The sequence below is a fragment of the Lentilactobacillus otakiensis DSM 19908 = JCM 15040 genome (assembly GCF_001434145.1).
GTDB lineage: Bacteria > Bacillota > Bacilli > Lactobacillales > Lactobacillaceae > Lentilactobacillus > Lentilactobacillus otakiensis.
The window spans coordinates 98898-124312 of sequence record NZ_AZED01000014.1 but is presented as its reverse complement, the minus strand read 5'-3'; the positions used below and the strand labels follow the sequence as shown (position 1 = coordinate 124312).

Below are 25415 nucleotides of genomic sequence, written 5' to 3'. Positions count from 1 at the left end.
CCTCCTACTGAATTTGTTTAACCTGTTGGATTTCGTCAGCAACATTTTTGGCAAAGTCCATATCATGAGTGACGACAATCTGAGTCATTTCCTGTTTCTTGAGGTCAAGAATAATTTGGGCAACTTCGTCTCGTAATGCGGGATCAAGGGCAGAAGTTGGTTCGTCATAACAAAGAATCTTTGGTCGCATCGCAAGTGCCCGAACAATCGCTACCCGTTGCTTTTGGCCACCGGAAAGTTGGTAGGGGTAAAGATCTTCCTTACCTTCCAATCCCAAACGACTCAATAATTCACGAGCGTATTTTTTGACTTCAGTCATTGGTTCTTTTTTAACCATCGTTGGTGCCAAGGTAATATTTCCCAGAACGGTTAAATTAGGGAAAAGCTGATAATCCTGAAAGACAACCCCGATGATGGTATCTTTTTGTGTGGTATTAGTTGGATCAAACTGAGTCCCATTCCAGTAAAATTCGCCGGTATTAACGGATTCCAGCCCAGTGATACATCTCAAAAGTGTCGTTTTACCAGCTCCAGAAGGACCAACAATTGCCACAATTTCGTTGTCTTTGACGGTCATTGACAGATCATCAATAATGGTCCGACTGCCAAAACGTTTCGTTAAATTCCTAATTTCTAACATTGTAATCCCCTCCTATCGCCAAACATTTTCGCGTTTTTCAATCAGTTTCAACACAATCGTACATACCGCCGTCAGTGCAAGGTAAATAATTCCAACTAAGATCAACGGAAGCAGCGTCACATCACGTGCAGTGGCAACATTTCCGGCTCTTAGCAGATCACCTAAACCGATAACGTATACCAAGGATGAATCCTTTACCAAGTTAATGACCTCATTCCCAATTGAGGGTAAGACAATCTTGAAAACTTGGGGAATCACAATCTTGCGAATTGTTTGACCATAACTCAGCCGCAACACCTTGGCACTTTCAAACTGACCTTTTGGAACTGACTGGAAGCCGCCCCGAAAAATCTCACCGAAGTAAGCCGTGTAATTCAAAATAAAGGCAAACATCGCAGCATCATAACGTTGGAACACAATATGAATAATTGGCAGGCCGTAAAAGACAAAGATTAATTGCAGTAACAATGGCGTTCCACGCATGATCCAAACGTAAAAGTTCAACAGCCAAGTCAGCGGTTTGAACTTTTGAATCAGTCCTAATCCGACTAAAGCACCTAATGGAATCGAACAAATCAGTGTCCAGAAGAAAATTGATAAAGTCATCTTGGTTCCGGACAATAAAGCAGGTAAAATTTCTTGAATATATTGAATCATTTGACATCCCTCCATAAAAAAATCCCCTTGAGTACTCTAACTACTCAAGAGGACGATGGTTTTCGCGGTTCCACCTCAATTCGCAACAGGTTCACACCCGCCGCCTCATGAAGTTTAGAATTACCTCTTAGAAATAAAAAATCCTCTTAAGCCATAAATGACTTAAGAGGACGACTATTTCGCGGTTCCACCTCTGATTTGCTCTCCACTCACATGAAAAGCCTCAATGGGTTTAGTATTCGATAACACTAAACTTCAGCAATAACGTGCTTACCGCTTTTTCCTACTAAATTCAGAAAAATGACTCACAGATGTGACGATTAATCATCAAATGCCCAACTTCCACCTTGATGAGCTCTCTGTAATTTGAATGAATAACCGGTTCTGATCAACGTCTTTAAAAATCTTTAATTAAGTTAAATTTATAATAATATTAATTTGGCTTCACGTCAAGGCTTTTTATCCTTTACGGAACCAATGGGTTACTTTTTGCCAGAATGATGGCTGCTGTTCATCCTTGATTTCCATCAAAGGAACCGATTCGCCAACTAACCGACGAGCAATGTCGCGATAACCCTGACCAGCAGGATTTTCCGCTTGAAGCACCACCGGCTCACCGTTGTTGGAAGTCGTGATGACAGCATCGTCATCGAACACAATCCCCAGCAATTCGACACCTAGATGATGCGTAATTTCATCGACATCCATGACCGATCCATCCTTCATCATATGCTGACGAATTCGGTTAATAATTAAATGTGGTTGTTCTTGGAGTGGATGTTGTTCCAGCAATCCAACCACGCGATCGGCATCACGAACAGCCGAAATTTCTGGTGTGGTGACAATAATCGCACTGTCAGCACCAGCAATGGCGTTCATAAATCCTTGTTCAATTCCAGCTGGACAATCAATCAGAATGAAGTCAAAGTCAGGCTTCAATTCATCAACGATCTCGCGGACCTGGTCTTCGTTTAAAGCGGTCTTGTCAGTATTTTGAGCTGCTGGTAATAGATAAAGTAAATCATCAAACCGCTTATCCTTAACAAGCGCTTGGCTAAGTTTTGCCCGACCGGCTGCAACGTCAACAATATCGTACATGATCCGGTTGTCGAGTCCCAACACAACGTCCAAGTTACGCAGACCAATATCAAGATCGAGGAGACACACTTTCTTACCAAGCATGGCAAGTGCAGTCCCAATATTAGCTGACGAAGTTGTCTTACCAACTCCCCCTTTACCTGATGTTATAACGTAAGCCTTACCCATTGATGACTCCTCCTATCTGATTGTAAAACTTGGGATTAATCTGTTTGAGATCCTCAACTTTGCCATAGTCCAACACATGTAGATCATTGACATAGATCACTGTGCCACTGTTCATCTCATGTTTGCTATCTGCCAGAATTTCAAATTGCTCACCGATCCGAACCTGCTGAGCATTATGTACATCCCCAATAATCATCTTGTCCTCAAGATCAGGCGCACCAGCTTGAATGATTCCCTCAACATTGCCAAGGACGAAAATGTTACCACCGACAAATAACTTGCCGCCTTCATGAACCGTTCCGAGAAATAACACATCACCTTGAATATGCTCTTCTTGACCATTTCGAATCACCTTATCAACGATATGGACACTTGATTGTTCAATGATCCGATTGGATTCTTCCTTGGTGATCACATCAGAAGTAATCTTGTGAACTGAAAAGTATGAATAATCGGAAAAAATCTTTTCAAGTTCTGATCGATCATCTGCTGGCCATAAGCGCATACCAGTATAAATATCAAAAGCGATGGTTTGTGGATTGGTTGAAGCTGTCTGGGTTTTCAAATTGTCCAGAAGCTTTCGAAGTGAGGAGAAAATATCCTTTAGATTGGCATTTTCATCCAGAATGATTTCATAGCCATCCTTTGTGCCCTTTAAAACGGCTGCATCTTGCATTGTCTACTCCCCTTCTTATTGCCTATGAGTCCTATAGAGTGCCTCAATCGGAAAGTATGCAATTGCAAGTAACACCAGATTGAGAGCCAGTGTAGGTGCCAACGTGTTAACTAAAAATTGAGCGACAGATGAATCTGTTTCCCCAATAAACGCATTGGCCATGTATCCTAGGCTAACTAAAACTGTAATTCCTAAAAAATACACCAAAAAACCACTCATAAAGTTTGGTGGCAAAATTTGGTATACCATTTGGCATAAATAAACAACTAATGGAAAAATAAAAACATATACGCCAAGCAAGCCTGTATAGTACATATCAAATATAAAGCCAATGATTGCAGCCCACGTGTACAAGTGCAGTTTCTTAACGTTGCCAAAGAATGCCGCTAAAATCAGCCAGAGAACTGTTAAATACGGCACCATTGAATTGGGATACTTGAATAGGACCCCAGACATGGCTTGGCTGAGAGAGCCATCAAGAAAGAACGCAATGAATTGACCGATTACAAAATATATTGCAATGGGAACTTTTCGTTTCACCTAATTGTCCCTCCCATCAATCTCTAACCGCTACTGAAACAACTTCGATGTCATTTAAATTAGCAGCTGGTTTAATATATACTTTTTTAGCAAGGCCATAATCATCTTGAGTAACTTTAGAAACTGTCCCGACATAAATCCCTTTAGGAATTACGCCGCCGAGTCCACTCGTAGTTACCCGGTTACCCACTGACAGTTTTGCTTTTGAAGTAATGTTTCCCATAATGATTCGGTTGGAAGATGAGTCATATGAGGTAATAATCCCGTTGACAACCTTCGAATTATCACCGAGAACTTGAATCGCAAATCGGTTGGAATTTTCAGCCGTATTTGAAACTAAAACAACCTTACTGTTGGTTTTGTTGACTTCAGCAACTGTTCCAATCAAACCAGGTCCAGCAATTACCGGCATATTTTTCTTAATTCCGGATGCTTGGCCCTTATTAATAATGATTTGACTTGCCCATGACGATGGTGTCCGGGTAATCACAGCTGCGTTAATTTTTTCATATCCCGTCAAAGTACTGCCGACATTTAACTGACGCTTTAATTGTTTGTTTTCACGTGACAAAACCTGATCCTTAACTTGTGTTTGCGTTAACTGATCAACCTTTGACTTAAGGCGTTCGTTCTCTTGGTATGTGTTTAGCAGATTTTTAGTTGAAACAAATCCGTGATGAATCCCATTCATTGGTGCTGCCACAATTCTGTCAGCAAAACCAACAATATCGTTTCCGAATTGTTGGACTAACGGTGGTGTGCTGCGCCGGTCTCGAATGGCCACCGATAATGACATTAAACCAAAACTCACAATCAAACACACAACGACAATTACAAGCTTTCGACTGGAGAAAAATTTTTGCATAATTGCCTCCATTCGTTATTCAATAATCGAACTGTCAAACAATTGATTATTGTTTTTTCTTCATTACGTTAATACTCTTCAATGATTCTCCAGTACCAATGGCAACACAATCAAGTGGGTCTGAGGCAATTGAAACCGGCACTTGGGTCGCCTCGGCAATCACGTCTGTGATGTTTCTGAGCAAAGCACCGCCACCAGTCAACACGATTCCATGATCAATCACATCGGCTGCAATTTCAGGCGATGTTTCTTCAAGAGTTTCCTTAATGGTTGCAATAATTGCCAACACTGATTCATTGATGGCTTTATTGACGTCTGTACCGCTAATTTCAACGGTCGTTGGTAAACCGGTTACCAAATCACGACCGCGAACCGGAACGGCTTTAATTTCTTTAGCTTCTTTGGCAGAAGCTGAACCAATATCAATTTTGAGTTGCTCTGAAGTCCGCTCACCAATCAAAAGATTGTACTTTTGACGGACGTATTGCGCAATGGCTTCGTTGAGCTTGTCTCCGGCCATTCGAACGGAACGGCTCGAAACGATGCCGCCCAAAGAGATGGTGGCAACATCTGTTGTCCCACCACCAATATCAACGACCATGCTACCGGTTGGATCCATGACTGGAAGGCCGGCACCAATTGCGGCCGCAAAGGGCTCCTCAATGACGTATGCGTCACGGGCACCAGCTACTCGAGTGGCATCGATAACAGCCCGCTTTTCAACAGCAGTAATGCCAGTTGGCACACAAACCATCACATACGGTTTGCCGGATGAATGGCCAAGGGCCTTTTGGATAAAGTATTTCATCATTGCAACAGTGGTGTCGTAATCGGCAATCACACCGTCCTTCATTGGCCGAACGGCTTGAATGCTGGCTGGTGTCCGTCCGATCATCGCACGAGCTTCCGCACCAACAGCGATTACCTCGCCACTTTTAATGCTCTTAGCAACCACTGAAGGTTCGCGAAGTACAATGCCCTTGCCTTCGACGTAAACGATCGTATTAGCGGTTCCAAGATCAATTCCTATGTTTTTTTCCCCAAATCCAAACACGTTATCCATCCCTTCGTTGTCTATCAATTTAATTTAGTTCGATTTTTATTGATTAATTTATTATTGTTTAACGAAACAAGTATATCATAACGCGTCCAAAAATAAATAAAATCAAGAGAAACGTAAGCTGATTTAATAGATTATTTGAAATTATGATTTTGATTCTTCAGATATTTTCGAACATCCGAAATAAAAAATAACGATCCAGTAATTAATAATATATCAGCGTCCGTTAGTTTCCGTTTGAGTTGTTGAATAGCATCTTGCCAATCATCAACTGCGGACACATTTTTCGGTCGAGTTTCCAGTTTGTTTTCCAACGTTTCCGGATTGGCTGCTGCCCGTTTACCCGGTCCGGCAAACTGAGTTAACACAATTGATGCATTTGGAACGGTTGCAATTTTTTCAACCATCCTATCCGCTTGTTTGTCGGCCAAAATCCCCATGAGAATGTAGACGTGTCCGGTAGAAAAATCATTTTCCAAGGTATCAACAATCAAGTTAACTGCAGAAATATTATGAGCACCATCCAGTACGATCGTCGGATGAGTGGAAATTCGTTCAAATCTTCCAGCCCACCTAGTGGCCTGAATACCGTTTTGAACCACACTCGCGTCCACGTGCTGCTCATTAAGCTGCTGATACTCAATATACGCTTGGATCGCCAAAGCGGCGTTATGAACCTGGTAATCACCAATTAAGGCCGTCGACACATCCTTAAGATGAAGATCATCTGATGTGAAATCGAAATGTTGCTGCCAGTCTTTTTCGCCAAGATCGACCGCCTTGAAATCCTGATCAAGAATCTTAATTGGGCTGTGTTTCTTTTGGGCTTGCTTAACAATGACTGCTAACGGTTCCGGGTCAACCCCGCCGACAACAACTGGAACGCCTGACTTGATAATGCCAGCCTTTTGAAAAGCAATTTTGGGCAGGGTATCACCTAAAATGTGCATGTGATCCCAGCCAATCGATGTGATCACCGACACTTTCGGCATCACAACATTGGTGGAATCAAACAGCCCACCAAGGCCCACTTCGATCAAAACAATATCCGCATGTCCTTCAGCAAAGTATTTGAACATCATTGCGGTTACAATTTCAAACTCTGTCGGCCCACCCTCAGGAAGCTCAGCATCAAGTTTCATAATTGTGGGATAGATTGCTTGCGTCAGTCGTAAAATCTCATTGTCGGAAATTCCTTCTCCATTGACACTGATCCGTTCGTTGAATTTGATCAAGAATGGCGAGGTGAAACTGCCGACGGTTTTCCCTTCTGCTTGAAAAATATTGCGCAAAAATGCCAAAGTTGAGCCCTTGCCATTTGTGCCGGCAATATGAATGGCATTGATCTGTTTGTCTGGCGCACCAAGCTCATCTAAGAATCGCCGCATTCGCTTCAAGGTTGGAATTTTCTTGAATTTGGTCCGGCCATGAATAAAACTCAAGGCTTCATCGTATGTGTTAATCATCTTTTTCTCCTTAAAAAACGTGGGCAAAAATGCGGTTCGGATCCTAACCTTCGCTAGGAAACAGCATTTCGTCCCACGTTTTTTTAAATTAAAGTCAGTCTAATCATTCACCTTTACATCTCACTGGAAATTTGTTGAAGCCGTTCCTTAGCTGCATCCAGTTTGGATTGGTAATCAGCCTGTTTGGTCTTTTCTTCTTCAACCACGGCCTCTGGTGCATTATCCACGAAGCGTTTGTTAGCAAGCTTCTTATCTGAACGGGCAACCTCGGATTCAAATTTATCAACGTCTTTTTGAACTCGAGCTTGTTCATCCTTCAAATCAACCAATTCTGCCAATGGTACATAGATCGTGGCATCAGTGATTACAGCTGACATTGATAGTTTTGGCGCTTCAATGTCTTTGCCAATTTTAAGCTCCTGTGTATGACAGAAGCGATCAATGTATTCACGATTAGATTCGAAAATGTCTTTAAGCGTATCATTATCCGTTTGAATTAACATATCAATTGGTGAAGACAATGGTGCATTCGCTTCATTTCGAATGTTTCGAACAGCCGTAATCAGATCAATTAATGACTGCATCTGATGCTCAGATGTTGGGTCGTCAAATTCTTTGTGATCTACTGGATAGGCTGCAGTTACCAATGACTTACCTTCATGAGGCATCATCTGCCAAATATATTCGGTCACAAATGGCATGATTGGTTGGAGTAAACGAAGTGTTTGATCCAAAACATAAGCCAAAATATTTTGGGTGTTCTTCTTCAGCTTCTCATCATCACTGTTCAAAGCTTCCTTACTCATTTCGATGTACCAGTCACAGAAGTCATTCCAAATAAAATCATACAAGTAGCGGTCGGCTTCACCGAAGTTGTACTTTTCAAACAACTCTGAAACACGGTTAATCGTCGAGTTCAACCGGCTCAAAATCCATTTGTCAGATAATTGCCATTCAGACTGATCAGGTAATTGCGGCTTGTCGATGCCATCGAGATTCATGATAACGTAACGACTGGCATTCCAGATCTTATTAATAAAGTTCCAAGCCGAATCCATCTTGTCGTAACTGAACTTCAGATCTTGACCTGGTGTCCCACCAATTGAAAGGAACCATCTAAGGGCATCGGCACCATACTTGTCAATGACATCCATTGGATCAATTCCATTTCCAAGTGACTTGGACATCTTCCGGCCTTGGGAATCTCGAATAAGGCCATGCAGTAAAACATCTTTAAATGGGCGTTCTTTAGTGAATTCCAAACTTTGGAAAATCATTCGAGAAACCCAGAAGAAAATAATGTCATAGCCGGTAACCAGTGTATCGGTTGGGAAGTAACGTTTCATATCTTCAGTATCATCAGGCCAACCCATCGTTGAAAATGGCCAGAGGGCAGATGAGAACCAAGTATCCAAAACATCGGGATCTTGTTCCCAATTTTCGGCATCTTTAGGTGCTTCCATGCCAACATAAGTTTCGCCGGTCTTTTTGTTATACCAGGCAGGAATTTGATGTCCCCACCAGAGCTGACGGGAAATAACCCAGTCATGAACGTTTCCCATCCATTGCTCAAAGGTCCCTTCAAATCGGTCTGGGAAGAAGTTGACTTTGTCATTGGTATCTTGATTCTTAATTGCTTGTTCAGCGAGTGGCTTCATCTTAACAAACCACTGAGTTGATAACCGGGCTTCAACTTGGACACCGGTCCGTTCGGAATGACCAACTGAATGGACGATGGGATCGATTGAAAGCATCAAGCCCTCATCTTCAAGATCCTTAACCATCGCTTTACGCGCTTCGAAACGATCCATGCCTTTGTATTTGCCAGCATTTTCGTTCATGGTTGCGTCTTCATTCATCGTATTGATCCGTTTGAGATCATGACGGTTTCCAACTTTAAAATCGTTAGGGTCATGGGCTGGGGTAATCTTTACCATTCCAGTTCCAAAGTCAGGATCAACGTATTGATCGGCAATAATTGGGACTTCACGGTTGATCAAAGGTACTAAGACCTTCTTGCCGACGATGTCCTTATATCGTTTGTCAGAAGGATTAACGGCAACCGCAGTATCACCCATCATCGTTTCAGGACGGGTAGTGGCAATTTCAATGTAATCTTTACCATTGAAAGTTGAGCCGTCAGTAAATGGATATTTGACGTGATAAAACGCACCTTTATCATCCTTATGGATAACTTCAATATCAGACAAAGCCGTTCGCGCTTGGGGATCCCAGTTGATAATATATTCACCACGGTAAATCAAACCCTTGTTGTACAGACTCACAAAGACTTTACGTACAGCTTTCGAAAGGCCTTTATCCAAGGTAAATCGTTCACGACTGTAATCCAGTGATAAGCCAAGCTTGGCCCATTGCTCCTTGATAGTTCGGGCAAAATCATCTTTCCATTCCCAAACCTTTTCAACAAACTTTTCGCGACCTAGATCATAGCGGGAAATGCCCTGCTTGCGTAATTTGGCTTCAACTTTTGCTTGGGTAGCAATACCAGCATGGTCCATCCCTGGCAACCAAAGTGTGTCGTATCCCTGCATCCGTTTACGCCGAATAATCATATCCTGGAGCGTGGTATCCCAGGCATGGCCTAAATGCAGCTTACCAGTAACATTTGGCGGTGGCAGAACGATTGAAAATGGTTTGGCTTTCTTATCCCCACTGGGTGAAAATACCCCTTCATCCAGCCATTCGTTATACCTGCCCTTTTCAACAGCAGTTGGATCATACTTCGTTGACATTTCTTGCTTCTTGTCTGACATGACGTCGCCCCTTTCAAAGGTCTAATCGATTTTATGTAACAAAAAAACACTCCATCCTATAAATTAGGACGAAGTGTTCGCGGTACCACCTAAATTGGGCTAAAAGCCCCACTTAATATCATAATAACGGTCTGATAATACCGACTCGCTCTCAGATTCGAACGAGCAGCTCACAAGCTACCTTCACACAATCAGTGATAAAAATCTCACAGCAATGATTTTCTTTCTGAAATCAACTGACCGGTTACTCTCTTGCTCAACACTTTAATTTAATTTTAATCTTAACCAAATATTGGCTAATCGTCAATACGCTGAGCAACTTTTTTTAAAGCATTCAGTGCATCGTCGTAATCTGGTTCGTTGCCAATTTCTGGAACAACCTGGCGATAAATGATCTTACCAGTCGCATCCACAATAAAAATTGTCCGTGCCAAAGCACCAAAGTTAGGCAGGTAAAGTTTCATTGCGTAACCTAACGACAGATTTTCATCGGAAAGCATTTGGAGATTTTCAACGCCTTGAGCCGCACACCAATTCTTTTGCTGTTCAATGGTGTTGTTAGAAATCGTTAAGAAACGGACATCTGGAAACTTGTCAGCTTCTTGATTGAATTTGCGGGTCTCAACAGAACAAACCGGTGTATCAATATCAGGTACAGTTGAAATCAATGTGATTCTGCCAATAATGTCAGCAGTTTTCACTTTGTTGCCATCTGCATCCTCAAGCTTAAACTTTGGCAATTGTTCCCCAACTTCGGGTGGATTACCAAACATACTTTCTTCTTTACCATTGATAGTGATTTTCATAAAAGCACTCCCTTGGTCTAACGACTTTATACATAATGTAGCCTAAACCAGCAAAATACGCAAGTATCCAAATGATTAAAGCAGTTCCGCAAAAACATCTTGATTTTGGTTCAAAAATTCTTCACCAGGTTTGATATTAGTGATTTCGATGTTGTCGATTGCTTTTTTCATGAGTCCTTCAACGTCGATATATTGTTCAAATTTACGAGATTTTTCCAAATTAGGACGGGTCTTCGGTGCTGGCGGGGTGAAAATGGTACAACAGTCTTCAAATGGCAGGATTGACAGATCATAAGTATGAATCTTTTCAGAAATCTTGATGATCTCGGTCTTATCCATCGACACGAGTGGCCGCAGGACTGGCATCGTCGTCACGTCGTTAATTGCCATCATACTTTCCAGCGTCTGTGAAGCGACCTGACCTAATGCTTCTCCGGTAAAGACACCATCACAGTGACGATTCTTGGTGATTTGGGCAGCAATTCTCAACATCATCCGCCGTTGAATCGTCATCAAATAACCCTCAGGCACTTTCTCCTTGATGGTTTCTTGAATTTCAGTAAACGGTACTTGGATGAATTGAATGTTGCCTGAATATTTACCCAGGACAGCCGTTAACTGCTTGGCTTTATTCAAAGCCTGTTCACCTGTATATGGCGGGCTATAAAAATGAATCATATCAATTTTGACGCCACGTTTCATTGCCAGGTAAGTCGCCACGGGTGAGTCAATTCCACCCGAAAGCATCATTGTTGCCCGACCACCAGTACCAACTGGCAGACCCCCGGCACCGTGAATCTTCTCAGAAGATAAGAAAGCCCCGTTCATTCGAATTTCAACTCGAATTGAGATATCCGGGTTCTTAACGTCAACCGTAATGCCGTCAACATTTTCAAGGATATAATCACCCAACATATTGTTGATCTGGTTGGTATCGTATTCAAAATGTTTATCCTGGCGGCGAGTGTTGATCTTAAAGGTTGCCCCATCGTGATACTGTTCCTTGACCATTTCCAAGGCAGTTTGTTTAATGACGTCCATATCCTTGTCAAGCTGAACAGAAGGGTAAAAGTTTTCAATTCCGAAAACACCCTTTAAAGTTTCAATCACCTGTTTGTCATCTTCACCATTTAAAGCAACGTGAAGGCGGTCACGCTGAGCTTTGACTTCCAACTTGGGAAATGGATGAAGGACAGCGCGGACGTTCTTACCCAACTGCTTAATAAAGTCTTTTTTATTTTTGCCCTTTGTGGACAGTTCGCCGTAACGAACCATGATTTCTGTATAGTGCATAGTTGCTCCTAACTTAATTTGTCAAATTCTTCATACAACGTGTCAAATACTTTTACGAATTGTTTGGCTTCATCAAGTGTATTGTGATCTCCAAGTGAAATTCGAACTGCGCTGGTGGCGATATCATCTGGAACCTGCATGGCATTTAACGTACCGGATTCTGCATGATCTTTTGATGAACAAGCACTGGTGGTAGAAATATAAATCCCCTGTTTTTCAAAGGCATGAACGATCGTCTCACCACGGACACCCTTAATTGCAAAACAAAGGATGTGTGGTGCAAAGGTGTCATCATTCTTTGAGAAAATCGTCACTTTATCAAACTTACTAATGTGATCCATAATTAACTGTTTAATCTGGCGTTCAGTTTCGACGGCACTGGGCTCTTTTTCAAGCACCAGCCGAATCGCTTTAGCCATTGCGGCAATTCCTGGTAGATTTTCTGTTCCTGAACGCTGGTTCTTTTCCTGACCGCCACCATTCATTAATGGTGCAATCCGGCGACCACGGCGACCATAGATGAACCCAGTCCCGCGAGGTGCATGGAACTTATGGCCGGAAAAGGCGGCAAAATCAGTTCGATCATTAAAAATCTGATCTTGAATACCTTTACCAAGCCCTTGAACCGCGTCAACATGGAAATGAATTTTCGGATAGTTCTTTAATAATTCGGCAGCTTCCTGGATCGGCTGAATCGTACCGATTTCATTGTTCACGGCCATAATGGAAACTAACGTTGTGTCGGGACGAATGGCAGCTTTCAAATCAGCAATTGAAATTCGGCCTTCATTATCAACTGGCAGGTAGGTCACTTCATATCCCAATTGTTTGAGCTGCTCAAACGAATTTCGAACAGCGGCATGTTCGACCGAAGTCGTGATCAAATGTTTCCCAAACTCACGTTTTTCAATTGCGGTACCCTTAATGACCCAGTTGTCACCCTCTGTTCCACCGCTCGTAAAGTAGATTTCGTCCGGATGCACATTTAATAAACCGGCAATTTGCTTTCTGGACTGTTCCAGTAAATTAAATGCCTGTTCACCAAAATTGTGCAGGCTTGAGGGGTTGCCCCAAATCTGCTCACTCACTTTATTATAAGTGTCAAGAACTTCTGGTAAGACTTTTGTGGTGGCACTATTATCAAAATAAATCATTTGAAACCTTCTTCTCTAAATTTATTGGTTCGACTCCAACAAATATAACTCTCATGATGATACACCCAAACCATGTGTCTCACAAGCATTGTGGACCAGGGCCGTTGATGAGAAAACAAAAGGCGAAGCTGATATAAATCGTTCAGCCTCGTCTAATGAATAAAATTATTGGTCGTCTGCATCGGATTTTTCCGACTTGAAACGTTTTTTGGCATTGAAGTAATCGTCCTTAATTTTGGTAAACATCCCTGATGATTGCTTTTCCAATGCCTTGGAAATAATACTCAAACTTTGTTCATAATCGTACTTTTGGTCAAAATACATCTGCGCGGTTTTGCTGGCAGCGGCAATTTCAGAGTTGCTGCCGATAAATCGATTGGCATATTGAATTGTCTGCTCAGCTAACGTTGCATCGTCAATCAATTGGTCAGTCTTTTCTTCCAGAGTATCCATGTCAGATTGAATAATAATCAGTTGCTTGGAGATGTCGTCAATATCAATCTGCGGCTGGTTCATGGCATCATCCAAGTGGTTAATTTCACGAATCACTGCCGTAAACGCATCTTGGTAGTCGTCTGACAAACCTGGCAAATTATGGTTATCGATTCTGCGCTTCTTATTACGCATTTCCAGGTCAAACTTAGCCAACGCATTTCGAGCAGACTGTTCCTGTTGGGGCAGCTTCACAGTTGCCTGAAAGAGGTTCTTTTGCTCTGACTCGATCTGGCCCAGATCCTTGATCATCTGTTTTTGATCAGCGTCAATCTTAGAAAAGATGGCTGCTCCGTTTTGGATTGCGGTCACTTCATCTTGATATTTCTTTTCGATTGTCGAAATTTGTTGATCAAATTGATGATTATTTTCAATTTCCTGGTGATTTAGAACATAACTTTTGTTAAGGGATTCCAATCTGAGCTGCAAGTCATTGTTCTGCTTACGAACATGTTCAACATACTCGCCAATAACTTGGGTGTTTTTCTCAACGTTGGGGCGCGCCTTAAACTCGTTGTCGATCGCATCGTAGAGTTTGTCGATTCGATCAGCAATGTCCTTTGTGGCTTTCTCAACTGAATCCACTTCTAAAGTCTTCAGTTTATTTGTGTTGACTTTGAGCTGGTCGCGAAGGCCTTGAATGTTCTCAGCAAATTTATCGTTTGGAAAGTTGTACTGCTTACCTTTAAGTTCTTGATAGCCGGCTTCAATTTCATTGACCTGATCAACGAATTCCTTGGATAATAATTGATACAACTTGGGAATCCGATCCATGTATGATTCCAATTTGTTCGTTGAAGTGTTTAAATCACTCAAAACATCTTCGGCACTGTTGGGATCACCACTTTTGGTAAGCTGGGTAAATTCATCAAAAGTACCTTCAATATCAGATAACATTTTTTCCAAATTATCAATACTTGGCCCAAAGGATTGGTTCTTGTTGAGAATATCTTCTCGCAAACGTTTGTATTTCTTTTCCAATTCTTCAAGAGCTAACTTATGCTGCTTATTGAGATCATAAAGCTGTGCCAAGCCGGCTTGAATCTCTTTTAAAGTTGAATCGGCATCGGAAATGGCCTGGTTGGCGGTTTGCCAATCACTCTTAGTCTTCAAAAAGTTGATTCCCTTGCCATCTTCTTTAACTGCCTCGATCCCCTCATCGATATTTGGCAGCATCTGATTTTTGTAGTGCTGGTACTTGTTGTACAACTGGTCATACTTCTTGTGAGATTCCCCGGTTAAGTTCATTTTCTTGGCCAGTGCAAACTCATCATCCAGTGGAATTTTGTTTAAATCCCGCTTGTTCTCATATACATCGGTTGCCATCTTGATCGTTCTTCTTTGATAGAAAACAAATCCGAGGTAACCCGCCCCAACCAACACGATAATTCCAATCAACAAAGTAAGCATTCGATCCCATCCTTCAGAAATAAAGATATAAAATTGTACATTATTGTAGTAAAATTGCCCAAAACAATTTAATATGTATGAATAGTCAATTAATGTGCTCTAAGTTGAATTATATCATAGTAGGTCCCTTTGACCATATTATTTTTGAAGTGAGGAAAACAATTATGCAAAACGTTACTAATTTAGTGAATCAACAACTCGATGCCCTCTTGGAAGGTGAAACTGATTTGATTTCAAACATGGCTAATGCAGCTGCGTTGTTACAAGTTAGTTTGGAAGATATTAACTGGGTTGGCTTTTACCGTTATGTACCGGCTAACGACGAATTAATCTTGGGGCCCTTTCAAGGAAATGTTGCCTGCATGCACATCAAAAATGGTGACGGGGTTTGTGGTACAGCACTTAAACAGCAACATTCATTAAGGGTCGCTGACGTTCATCAATTTGCAGGCCATATTGCCTGCGATGCCAATTCAAATTCCGAACTGGTTGTCCCACTATTTAAGGACGGTCAAGCAATTGGTGTTTTGGATATTGACTCCCCTACATTGGGTCGTTTTTCCGAAGAAGACGAACAAATTCTAAATGAGTTTGCCAATATCTTCGTTAAACATGTTGACTTAGTGTAGAAATCTTTATACAATGGTGTTTGTGTAAAATAACGCAGCAGTAGACGGTAAGCTCGTCAACATGTTGTTGCCATTCAATTGGTTCTGCAAGTAACTCAATCGGCTGCTTGAGCGAAAGAGCAAAGCAACATGCACGAATACTAAGTCTGCAATGGCTTATTTTACTCCAAAAAAATATTGGAGGATTACTTATGTCAAGATATACAGGTCCAAGTTGGAGAATTTCACGTCGTTTGGGTATCTCTTTATCAGGTACTGGTAAAGAACTCTCACGTCGTCCTTATGCTCCTGGTGATCACGGTCAAGGCCGTCGTTCAAAACTTTCAGAATATGGTTTGCAATTACACGAAAAGCAAAAGCTTCGTTACATGTACGGACTTACTGAACGTCAATTCAGTAACTTGTTCGTTCGTGCCGGTAAGATCCGTGAAGGTAAGCATGGTGTTAACTTCATGATCTTACTTGAAGAGCGTTTGGATAACATGGTTTATCGTTTAGGTTTGGCTACTACTCGTCGTCAAGCTCGTCAATTAGTAAATCATGGTCACATCACTGTTGATGGCAAACGTGTTGATATTCCATCATATGAAGTACAACCTGGTCAAGTAATCTCTGTTCGTGAGAAGTCCAAAGATCTCCAAGTTATCAAGGATGCTGTTGAAGCTGTTGTGGGTCGTCCACAATACGTTAGCTTCGATGCAGACAAGCTTGAAGGTTCATTGGTACGTCTTCCACAACGTGAAGAACTTGATGCTGATATTGACGAATCACTTATTGTTGAATACTACAACAAGTTGGGTTAATCATTCAGCGAGCGTTTTGCTTATGCAAAGCGCTTTTTTTGTACCCTCAATTATCATGTTATAATTTATGAGGTTTAAATTTTTAGCAAATCGATTTGAAAGGAGGCGCAACATGCAACAACCCCTTGCCTACAGAATGCGACCAACTAAGCTTGAAGAAATTGTTGGCCAGCAAAATTTGGTTGGGCACGGAAAGATTATTGACCGAATGGTGCGTGCAAAGATGCTATCGTCAATGATCCTCTACGGTCCACCTGGCACTGGGAAAACCAGTATTGCCAGTGCGATTGCCGGTTCAACCAAATATGCGTTTAGAATGCTTAACGCTGCGACTGATACTAAGAAGGACTTACAGGTCGTTGCTGAGGAAGCCAAGATGAGTGGTACTGTCGTTTTGTTGCTGGATGAAATTCATCGACTCGATAAAACGAAACAGGATTTTCTGTTGCCACTGCTTGAAAGTGGCACAATTATCTTGATTGGTGCCACCACTGAGAATCCATACATTAATATCAATCCTGCCATTCGATCACGAACCCAGATTTTTGAGGTTCATCCCCTATCAGCAGATGATATCAAAAAAGCCCTTACCCGTGCGTTAACTGACAAGGAAAAAGGTTTGGGCAGCTATCCTGTGGCTATTTCCGATGCTGCCATAAACTTTCTGGCAACTGCTACCAACGGTGATTTACGTTCGTCACTGAATGCCTTGGAATTGGCTGTTAAATCAACACCGAAAAATGACCAGGGCAAAATCGAAGTCAACCAAGCAATTGTGGAAGAATGCCTCCAACGAAAAGCCTTAAATTCAGATAAAGATGGCGATGCCCATTATGATGTCATCTCAGCTTTCCAGAAATCAATTCGAGGCTCGGATACAGACGCCGCCTTACATTATGCCGGACGGCTTATTGAATCTGGCGATCTGGTCTCAATCATGCGCCGCTTGTTGGTAATTGCGTATGAAGATGTAGGCTTGGCCAACCCCAGTGCTTGCCAACGGACGGTTGCAGCGGTTGACGCCGCCCGCCAGTTGGGCCTTCCGGAAGCCCGAATTCCACTTGCAAATGCGATTATTGAACTTTGCTTAAGTCCAAAGTCCAACTCCGCAATGACCGCCATTGATGGCGCGTTAAGTGATATCCGGACCGGTAATTATGGCGATGTCCCCTTACATCTCAAGGATGCCCACTATAAAGGTGCCAAGAAGCTGGGCCGGGGCGTCACATACAAATACCCTCACGACTTTCCAAATGATTGGGTCAAACAACAGTATTTACCTGATAAAATCAAAAATGCACAGTATTACCACCCGAAAGAAAACGGCCGGATTGAAACTGCACTTAAGGCACAGTATGACAAGCTCAGAAAATCTGCCGGTCATAAATAATATTGGAGTATAACTATGATAATTAATATTTTGGTGGGCGTAGCCGTCTTAATCGCCCTATACATCGGCTACTACCTGCTGTCACATCTTCACAAAATAATGTTCAACATTTCCGTTCAAGACGATCCTCGTTTGAAAGGCGCTGCCAAAAATGGTGGGATAATGTTCATCATCTTAGCAATTTTAGGAATCGTTGCCCTCATCATTCAAAACGACATTCTAATTTTGGCCGTTCTTTTGTGGATGACTGCACATGGATTGGTCGTTGAGTTTGCAATTCTCAATGTCATCAATCATAAACAGCGGTGAATTTATTTCTTTGTATTTTATGGAAAGTAAAGTACAATTAAGTTAAACAGATAGAAATGAGGGTGGGCATAATGTTACAACAACAATATAAACAAATTTTGGTGCCGGTTGATGGTTCCTACGAGGCTGAATTAGCTTTCAAAAAAGGTGTCGCAGTTGCAATCCGTAATAATGCATCTCTTCACTTAGTTCACGTTGTTGATACTCGAGCATTTCAAAATATTTCAAGCTTTGACACATCAATGGTTGAACAAGTAACCGATACCGCGAAGGAAACTTTAGATAAATACATCGAGGATGCTAAGAGTGCAGGCCTTAACGACGTTGATTATTCAATCGAATACGGGGCACCAAAGACGGTAATCGCAAGAGATATTCCACAAAATCTCAACATCGACTTAATCATGATTGGTGCTACTGGTTTAAATGCCGTAGAACGACTATTAATTGGTTCGGTTACTGAGTACGTAACCAGAACAGCGGTTTGTGATGTCTTAGTTGTTAGAACCGACTTGGATAACAAACCAGCAGTAAATCCTAGTAAACACGTCTAAAATAGTGAACGGAAAGCCCTTGGGTGATTCTGAACATTACTTTAATCCATAAACAGCAGTAACCGCAGTTTTAGCGATTACTGCTGTTTTGTTTCCAACAAAAAACCAAAGAAAAGCCTTTCAGCTAATCTTTGGTTTTTATGTATCAAAATTAAATTGGCTGACTAGAAACTACTTAACAAAGGTTGGATGGCCCTCATTTTTGGCCAACTCATTTTTCACCATTTCCACAATGTGGACCTGGTTTCGTTTCAGAATTTTCTCCGCTAATTCGGTATTCCCACGCAGTTCAGCAATAAACATCGCCGCAAACTGCTTCATGGTTCCTTGAACGACCTCACCCTTGGCGTACAAACATTTAGATTCCAATTCTGCCAAGACATCGACCTTGTAAATTAAATCCCGTTGAGTCAGTTCATGTAAAATCTCATGAATCAGCATCAAGGCGCGATCATATTTTTCCAATTCTGCATATGCTGCAATGATATCCACATATAAGTCGACAATCACGATCATGTCGTGCTTACCGGCTTTTTTGACTTTCGCTAAAATCTTGGCGCTGGAGTCAATAAAGCCTTCCGCACGATTCAATTTTCCCAACTTCTGGTATGCCAAACGGATCCCAAGGTTCGACCAAGCTTGATAAAACGTGAATTCTTCAGCAGCATATTGAGTCAATTGAAGATTAAAATTGTAAATTGCTTCGTTGATATCATCGTTGATATACAGCTCAATAAAGCCGCGGTAACAATGATATTTCCCCTTCAAGTAGCGGGTATTTAATTTCTTACAATCAATTTGATCAATATGCTTGTTAGCATCCGCATATAGATGGTTGCGCATATCTTCTTCAATATACGAAAACACTTTGTCACCATACCGAGTATTTTTGGTAACGTCAGTAATTTTCACGTCCAACTTTTTACAAATTGCAAATAAAATTTCGACACTCGTGCACGCATTTTGATTTTCAATTGAACTGATGGTTGCTTGGGTACAAATCCCGTCAGCGAGCTGAACTTGGGACATCCCTTTATTTTTTCTTGCATTCCGGATCAAAGACCCAGTAATCACCATTGCCATACAACTACTCCCCTATAGTTAACCTGCTTAACATACAACTCGAGTATCATATTATATCCGTAATAAACAATCAAGAAGATTCTTCCTCATTTTTCACGGGTAATTCCTCATGAAATTCACAAGTTATCAAGTGATCATTAACTACGCCAACCGCTTGCAAATAACTGTATACAGTGATTGGGCCAACCCGTTTCAGCCCCATATTTTTAAAGCTGTTCACAAACTTTTCGGTAAACTTTTTATAAGTTGCTGGCTTCGGTGCCTCTGTCAGCAAATGATCCATTTGGACATAATTCACAGGCGCCCAAGTTGCTTTTACCAAAGCCGTGGGATCCGGTTGGAGAACCTTGGCATTGGCAATGACTGCAGCAACTTTCGCATGATTGCGAATAATTCGTTTGTCATTACAAAACCTTTCTACATCGGCTGGTCCACATTTTGCTAAATAGTCGATGGAGAAGTGATGAAACACTTGATCCATCCCGTCTTCAAATTTTAGAACCGTCGAAAACGATAATCCTGCCTGCATCGTTTCCAGACATAAAGCCTTAAATAATTTATGGGGATCTTTTTCCGGCCGACCCCAAATCGTATCATGATAGACTAATAATTCCGGACTGTCAGTTGCCCACGCACATCGTTTAACCATATCTGCACCTCCTACCTTAAACATACGATAAGCTACAAATAATTCTGCAACGAATTTAGCAGCAAAATCCAGCGATCACGTCGTGGGTTCACGTGAAGCCGTTGCAATCGAAATGCTTGATCGGTCACTTGGCCAGTGGTTCCCAGCATCTCCATCCGAATCATTGCCAACTTGCTATCATCGGTCCAGGAATAGACTGGTCTGCCGGTTTTGCCCACCGAGGCAATCAAAAATGGATTGGCAGTTAAATGTTGCAGGGTGTAAAAATCAACGTGGTATCGACCGATATTACCAAAATTAAGCATCGTCACCAAACCGACTTTCACTTGCGGCACCTGCTGCTTGATTTGTCTGAGATAAGGATAGCCAACCGAATGAACGCGATCAGGTAAAACGGTTAGTTGAGAATGGAATTGATTTGCAAATCTAGTACCCATTAATCGATCACTGCTGTTGGTCACTTTTAACTCAATGATTAAGGGCTGCTTCAGCTGATTAGCAGTAGAAAGGTAATCCCCGAACATATCCACATGATGATATTTTCGAATGGTCGAAAGGTCCAGCTGATTAATTTCTCGTTCTCCCTGCCCTGGAATATGAACATCATCATCATGAGCACAAATAAAATGGTGATCCTTGGTTTCTTGAATATCCATTTCAATAAATGGAAAGTGGTATTGACTATTACGCTTCAAAGCGGCAATCGTGTTCGCTTGGGCATTCTGATTGATCACTCCTCGATGGACGATAATTGTTGGTTTGTCAGTTGGTTGATGATAAAAACTGGGATTTAGACCAGCAATTAGCCCAGCAAAAACGATCAACAGCATGGCAAAGCCCCCGAACAAATAGTCACGTCCCAGATGGTCAAATTCGATGTTCAACAATCGACTGATGATCACGATTTCGGCAAAAGGCGCGACAATATCAATAATTCCTTGGGACAAAAAGAATACGACATCGTTTTGAACAGATTGATTCAGCCATCCCAAGCCAAGAATCAGGATGCAGACCCCAAAGAGCATCCCTAATACCATGACAACCTTCAAGAAAAAAGCTTTGCCGGTCATTGTCATGACGGTGTCTCTCAAAACTTGAATTGGCCGATCACCGTCAGCTTCAATCACCTGACGAGCATAGCCGGAAAAATAAATACCAATCATCGCCAACACAAAATAAACGATAACGGCCGAGATCGCAATTGGGTAACGGTTCACAGTGATCCAAGTAAACTGAGCGCCTGAAATCGGCACCGAAAACTTGATGTAATTTGAAAAACCAAATAACCCCAACGGCAGCATCAGGACAAATAAATAGATCCCACTTCCAAGCGATGCCATCAACGACCACAGTCGGCCCTGAATTGTCTTGTGAGCCGTCCGTGTCAGCCCATAGTAAAAGAGTGCCACTAACAGTAAAAACATCATCAGTGAGCAAAATACAACGACTGCGAATTGTTGGTAGGTGCTCAAAAATCTTCTCATCAATAGAATCAGACAAATCAGTGCACCTGTCAGATAATAATAAAGTTTGGTTTCGTTTTTCCCCATCATATACTTCCCTGTATGCAAAAAGACCGGCAGCAGAATTCTGCCCCAGTCTAATTGTGTTTATTTATTTTTATTAATGTTCTGATCACGTGGTGGCAATGGCTTGAAGTCATATAAAATCTTTGATTGACGCTCAAACTCGTCAATTGCCAACTGAATCAATCGATCAATCAATTCCGAATATGAAATGCCGGAAGCTGCAAACAATTGTGGGTACAGACTGATATTGGTAAATCCGGGTAAAGTGTTGACCTCGCTCATGTATGGCTTGTCATCTTTTGAAACCAGATAATCAATTCGTGCCATCCCCTTTAATCCAAGAGCCCGGTATGTCGTTAAGCCCATCTCGGTAATCTGTTGAGCCAAGGCGTCTGAAATATCAACCGGCACGTCAAACTGAACTTGGCTGGCATCGACAAACTTATTGTCATAAGTATAGAAGGCATCATCAGCAGGTACTCTGATGGCACCAATCTTTGAAGCGATTGGATGATCGTTACCGAGAATTGAAATCTCCAACTCTTCTGGGCCTTCAATTGCTTCTTCGATTAACACTTTGCTGTCGTATCGAAAGGCGTCTCGAAGTCCTTCAGCGTATTCTTCAGCGTTTTCAACTTTATGAATACCGACTGAGGACCCCTGGTTGGCGGGTTTGATGAACAGGATCTTCCCCAATTCATCACTGAGGCCTTCATATGAATACTGTTCTGCAGTCAGAGGGGTCACAACCTCATAACGAGTTGTCGGCACACCGGCCAACTTCACAATTTTCTTGGTAATGTCTTTATCAAATGACATTGCTGAGCCTAAAATAGCCGTCCCAACATATGGCTTGTGCAGCAAGCGCAATAGCCCTTGAATCGTCCCATCTTCACCAAAGTTACCATGAATGATTGGGAAGAAAACGTCAATATCAGATTCTTCCGCTAAATTAATGATTCGAGCCAGCGGATTTTTGGTATCCAGTTTGGCTAATTCTTGTTTGGCAACTTCGTCTTCAGGTTCTCCGTCGAAAACGCGAGAAGAAGCGTCATGGTCCAAAAAGTAGCCGTTCTTAGTCATCAAAAACAAGCTGACATCGTAGCGATCTTTGTCCATTGCATCGTAAATGTTATGGGCAGAACGTTTGGAGACATCATGTTCTGAGGAGTTACCACCAAAGATTAAGCCAATGTGAAGCTTTTTGTTTTTTTCCATGAATTCTCATCCTTTTATAAATTCGTATAGTTTCCAGAAACTTAAGTATATCACGGAAGTTCATAGTTGAAAACATTTGCAAACGCTTCTCATTGCTTTTTTAGTTTGACCTCATAGTTACCAATTATTCACGTTTTAACTGCTTCTTACTGAACAGATAGCGGGTAATCAGCAGCATGACCACTGCGATCACAACCATTGCAACAATCATTGGAAATGGATCATAGGATCCTGTGGCCCGATAGCCTAGAATAAATTTGGCAAAATTAGCGACCCAGGTCATTTGAAAATTACGGTCTAAAATCACTCTGGAGGCAGTATACATCAATGTAATATAGCCGATTACCGGTGTGGCGATCAGGATAATCCGTTGGACAAACTTTGAAAAAAGCGTTAAGAAATTACCGATTACCATTCCAAAGAGCGCCCCCACCACTAATAAGAGGCCGCTAAAAATGAAGTTTGCGATAAAGTCCAGAATTGAATTATGAATGTATCCAGAGTACGAAGACATAAAAATGTTGGTGTTGCGGGCGTGAACCAGCGGCATCAATACCAAATACTGGTAGACCAGGTTAAACGTATTTCCAATCAAAATCAGCAAACCATTGACAACAATTTGAGCATTAAAGAACGTCGGCCGTGATATGCCGTTTTGAATTAAGAATTTAAAGTTTTCGTAGGAAAGTGTTGAAATGGCAAACATATACACACCAAAGGCGGCTGTCACCCAAGATCCCTGCATCTGTTGTGACAATGAATAGTCGTCTAAAGAGCCTGAAATAGCGGAAAAGAGAAACGGCAGGATTAAGAAGGCAGCAAACAAGAATAAGTACATTTCTGCCAAACCGATGACTTGTCGGCGAAACAAAAATTTAGTAACTTTATTTGTTTTCATTCTTGCCACTCCCCTCATATTGATTGGTTAGGAAAATAAACAACTTTTGTAAATCAAAGTTTGACAGCTGAACGGTGTCGGGAAGAATGCGGTCGTCCAAATCGCCATAGACATAGTTGGCCCGGATTGTGCCCATCATATCGTGACCAATGACATTCAAGCCCTTGGTATACTGCTCAACATCTTTTTGTGGGCCAACCACTGAATGAGTCTTTGCCAAGACATCCTCTACCGGCTGGTTTAAAATCACCCGTCCCTGGTCAAGGACAATAACGTCGCTAATGATATTGGCAACTTCCTCAATCAGATGAGTCGAGATGATAAAGGTCCGTGGATTATCTGAATATGACTGAATCAACTCGCTATAAAACAGCTCGCGATGATTTGCATCCAATCCCAACACCGGTTCGTCCAAAAGAACAAACCGCACCGGAAGGCACAATGCCAAAATTAATTTAAAAATTGAATTATACCCGGTAGATAACTTACCGAACTTCTGATTAACATCCAATCCAAACTCCTGAATCAAATGATCGGCCAATTGATGATCAAAGCCGCCATATAATGATTCGGAATCTTTCATGATCTGCGTCAATTTCCAGCCATCGGCATACAGATTTACTTCACTCATCAAATACATCAGGCCCAGCTTGGAGTCATTATCGCTAACATCTTCTGAATCAATTTTAACTTCGCCGTTGTCGGCAAAATTCCGGTTGGTCATAATGCTCAATAACGTGCTTTTACCGGCACCGTTTCGACCGAGCAACCCATAGATTTTGTTATCTTCAAAGGTCAAATTAATGTCTGATAAGACATGTTTTGATCCAAAAGATTTTGAGATGTGGTTCACTTCCAATACACTCATTGCTGGTACCCTCTTTTCACTAATGTTAACAACTCATCCTCAGAAATATCCAAGTTCTGGGCTTCCCGAACTAAATTTTCAACAAATTCATCAAAAAAGGTATCACGTTTCTCAGCCAGAATCCGTTTTTGAGCCCCAGCTTGAACAAACATCCCCAGACCACGACGTTTTTCAATTAAATTCTTTGAAACGACAATGTTCATACCCTTCAAAACGGTCGCCGGATTAATGTGAAATTCTTTCGAGATTTCGGTTGTAGATGGAATTTGATCGCCCTCAGCGAATCCGCCCGAAGCAATTGCGTCCTCAATTTGTTCAGCAACTTGGCGGTAGATGGGCTCCGAACTGTTAAATTCAAATTTCATATTTATCAACCCATTCTATAA

25 protein-coding genes and 1 other annotated feature are annotated in these 25415 nt (G+C 41.8%); of the genes, 5 read left to right on the top strand and 20 right to left on the bottom strand.

What is annotated here, in order from left to right; all coding sequences use genetic code 11:
• Nucleotides 1-4: 4 nt before the first annotated feature.
• The 13 genes from FD05_RS08135 to ezrA all read right to left on the bottom strand — a co-directional run bounded on the left by FD05_RS08135 (nt 5) and on the right by ezrA (nt 15099).
• The gene (locus FD05_RS08135; protein WP_020280440.1) at nt 5-640 is read right to left on the bottom strand and encodes an amino acid ABC transporter ATP-binding protein; all 636 of its coding nucleotides are present in this window, start codon (nt 638-640) and stop codon (nt 5-7) included.
• 12 nt (nt 641-652) lie between these two features.
• Nucleotides 653-1297 carry an amino acid ABC transporter permease gene (locus tag FD05_RS08130; RefSeq protein ID WP_013727720.1) on the bottom strand — a complete coding sequence of 215 codons (645 nt, stop codon included), beginning with the start codon at nt 1295-1297 and terminating at the stop codon, nt 653-655.
• Between the two features lie 459 nt (nt 1298-1756).
• A complete protein-coding gene (gene minD / locus FD05_RS08125; protein ID WP_020280441.1) occupies nt 1757-2563 on the bottom strand; it encodes a septum site-determining protein MinD in 807 nt (268 codons plus the stop codon).
• On the bottom strand, nt 2556-3239 hold the full coding sequence (locus tag FD05_RS08120) for a septum site-determining protein MinC (protein WP_020280442.1): 684 nt from the start codon (nt 3237-3239) through the stop codon (nt 2556-2558). Before FD05_RS08120 ends, minD begins: the two co-directional genes overlap by 8 nt.
• A gap of 15 nt (nt 3240-3254) precedes the next feature.
• Nucleotides 3255-3779 carry a rod shape-determining protein MreD gene (mreD, locus tag FD05_RS08115; protein WP_020280443.1) on the bottom strand — a complete coding sequence of 175 codons (525 nt, stop codon included), beginning with the start codon at nt 3777-3779 and terminating at the stop codon, nt 3255-3257.
• Nucleotides 3780-3795: 16 nt separating this feature from the next.
• Nucleotides 3796-4644: a rod shape-determining protein MreC gene (gene mreC / locus FD05_RS08110; RefSeq protein WP_191980509.1), complete on the bottom strand. Its 849-nt coding sequence runs from the start codon at nt 4642-4644 to the stop codon at nt 3796-3798.
• Between the two features lie 46 nt (nt 4645-4690).
• Nucleotides 4691-5698 carry a rod shape-determining protein gene (locus tag FD05_RS08105; protein ID WP_275452782.1) on the bottom strand — a complete coding sequence of 336 codons (1008 nt, stop codon included), beginning with the start codon at nt 5696-5698 and terminating at the stop codon, nt 4691-4693.
• Nucleotides 5699-5838: 140 nt separating this feature from the next.
• Complete coding sequence (locus FD05_RS08100) at nt 5839-7170, bottom strand: bifunctional folylpolyglutamate synthase/dihydrofolate synthase (protein WP_020280446.1); 1332 nt, start codon at nt 7168-7170, stop codon at nt 5839-5841.
• 113 nt (nt 7171-7283) lie between these two features.
• Nucleotides 7284-9944, bottom strand: coding sequence for a valine--tRNA ligase (locus tag FD05_RS08095; RefSeq protein ID WP_020280447.1), 2661 nt, complete (start codon nt 9942-9944; stop codon nt 7284-7286).
• Between the two features lie 61 nt (nt 9945-10005).
• Nucleotides 10006-10213, bottom strand: a binding site (T-box leader).
• A 27-nt stretch (nt 10214-10240) separates the two neighbouring features.
• A complete protein-coding gene (gene tpx, locus FD05_RS08090) occupies nt 10241-10750 on the bottom strand; it encodes a thiol peroxidase (protein ID WP_020280448.1) in 510 nt (169 codons plus the stop codon).
• A gap of 75 nt (nt 10751-10825) precedes the next feature.
• On the bottom strand, nt 10826-12043 hold the full coding sequence (thiI, locus tag FD05_RS08085; RefSeq protein ID WP_020280449.1) for a tRNA uracil 4-sulfurtransferase ThiI: 1218 nt from the start codon (nt 12041-12043) through the stop codon (nt 10826-10828).
• 8 nt (nt 12044-12051) lie between these two features.
• Entirely contained in the window at nt 12052-13197 is a 1146-nt protein-coding gene (locus FD05_RS08080) for a cysteine desulfurase family protein (RefSeq protein ID WP_020280450.1), read from the bottom strand.
• A 165-nt stretch (nt 13198-13362) separates the two neighbouring features.
• Nucleotides 13363-15099, bottom strand: coding sequence for a septation ring formation regulator EzrA (gene ezrA, locus FD05_RS08075; protein WP_020280451.1), 1737 nt, complete (start codon nt 15097-15099; stop codon nt 13363-13365).
• Between the two features lie 164 nt (nt 15100-15263).
• Here ezrA and FD05_RS08070 point away from each other — a divergent pair, with 164 nt between their 5' ends.
• From FD05_RS08070 to FD05_RS08050, 5 genes are all read left to right on the top strand, one after another.
• Complete coding sequence (locus tag FD05_RS08070; protein ID WP_020280452.1) at nt 15264-15728, top strand: GAF domain-containing protein; 465 nt, start codon at nt 15264-15266, stop codon at nt 15726-15728.
• 191 nt (nt 15729-15919) lie between these two features.
• Nucleotides 15920-16531 carry a 30S ribosomal protein S4 gene (gene rpsD / locus FD05_RS08065; protein ID WP_013727707.1) on the top strand — a complete coding sequence of 204 codons (612 nt, stop codon included), beginning with the start codon at nt 15920-15922 and terminating at the stop codon, nt 16529-16531.
• 112 nt (nt 16532-16643) lie between these two features.
• On the top strand, nt 16644-17921 hold the full coding sequence (locus tag FD05_RS08060) for a replication-associated recombination protein A (protein ID WP_020280453.1): 1278 nt from the start codon (nt 16644-16646) through the stop codon (nt 17919-17921).
• Between the two features lie 15 nt (nt 17922-17936).
• Entirely contained in the window at nt 17937-18230 is a 294-nt protein-coding gene (locus FD05_RS08055; RefSeq protein WP_039932418.1) for a M48 family metalloprotease, read from the top strand.
• 71 nt (nt 18231-18301) lie between these two features.
• A complete protein-coding gene (locus FD05_RS08050) occupies nt 18302-18784 on the top strand; it encodes a universal stress protein (protein ID WP_020280455.1) in 483 nt (160 codons plus the stop codon).
• A gap of 171 nt (nt 18785-18955) precedes the next feature.
• On the opposite strand, the gene FD05_RS08045 is transcribed toward FD05_RS08050, so the two are convergent.
• From FD05_RS08045 to FD05_RS08015, 7 genes are all read right to left on the bottom strand, one after another.
• The gene (locus FD05_RS08045; RefSeq protein ID WP_020280456.1) at nt 18956-19867 is read right to left on the bottom strand and encodes a helix-turn-helix transcriptional regulator; all 912 of its coding nucleotides are present in this window, start codon (nt 19865-19867) and stop codon (nt 18956-18958) included.
• 70 nt (nt 19868-19937) lie between these two features.
• The gene (locus FD05_RS08040; protein ID WP_020280457.1) at nt 19938-20516 is read right to left on the bottom strand and encodes a DNA-3-methyladenine glycosylase I; all 579 of its coding nucleotides are present in this window, start codon (nt 20514-20516) and stop codon (nt 19938-19940) included.
• A 32-nt stretch (nt 20517-20548) separates the two neighbouring features.
• On the bottom strand, nt 20549-22066 hold the full coding sequence (locus FD05_RS08035; RefSeq protein ID WP_051990578.1) for a glycerophosphodiester phosphodiesterase family protein: 1518 nt from the start codon (nt 22064-22066) through the stop codon (nt 20549-20551).
• A 60-nt stretch (nt 22067-22126) separates the two neighbouring features.
• On the bottom strand, nt 22127-23263 hold the full coding sequence (locus FD05_RS08030; protein ID WP_020280459.1) for a D-alanine--D-alanine ligase family protein: 1137 nt from the start codon (nt 23261-23263) through the stop codon (nt 22127-22129).
• Between the two features lie 124 nt (nt 23264-23387).
• Nucleotides 23388-24161 carry a hypothetical protein gene (locus FD05_RS08025; RefSeq protein WP_020280460.1) on the bottom strand — a complete coding sequence of 258 codons (774 nt, stop codon included), beginning with the start codon at nt 24159-24161 and terminating at the stop codon, nt 23388-23390.
• The gene (locus tag FD05_RS08020) at nt 24148-25029 is read right to left on the bottom strand and encodes an ATP-binding cassette domain-containing protein (RefSeq protein ID WP_039932420.1); all 882 of its coding nucleotides are present in this window, start codon (nt 25027-25029) and stop codon (nt 24148-24150) included. The genes FD05_RS08025 and FD05_RS08020 overlap by 14 nt, the downstream gene beginning before the upstream one ends.
• Nucleotides 25026-25394 carry a GntR family transcriptional regulator gene (locus FD05_RS08015; protein ID WP_020280462.1) on the bottom strand — a complete coding sequence of 123 codons (369 nt, stop codon included), beginning with the start codon at nt 25392-25394 and terminating at the stop codon, nt 25026-25028. The genes FD05_RS08020 and FD05_RS08015 overlap by 4 nt, the downstream gene beginning before the upstream one ends.
• Nucleotides 25395-25415 lie beyond the last annotated feature (21 nt).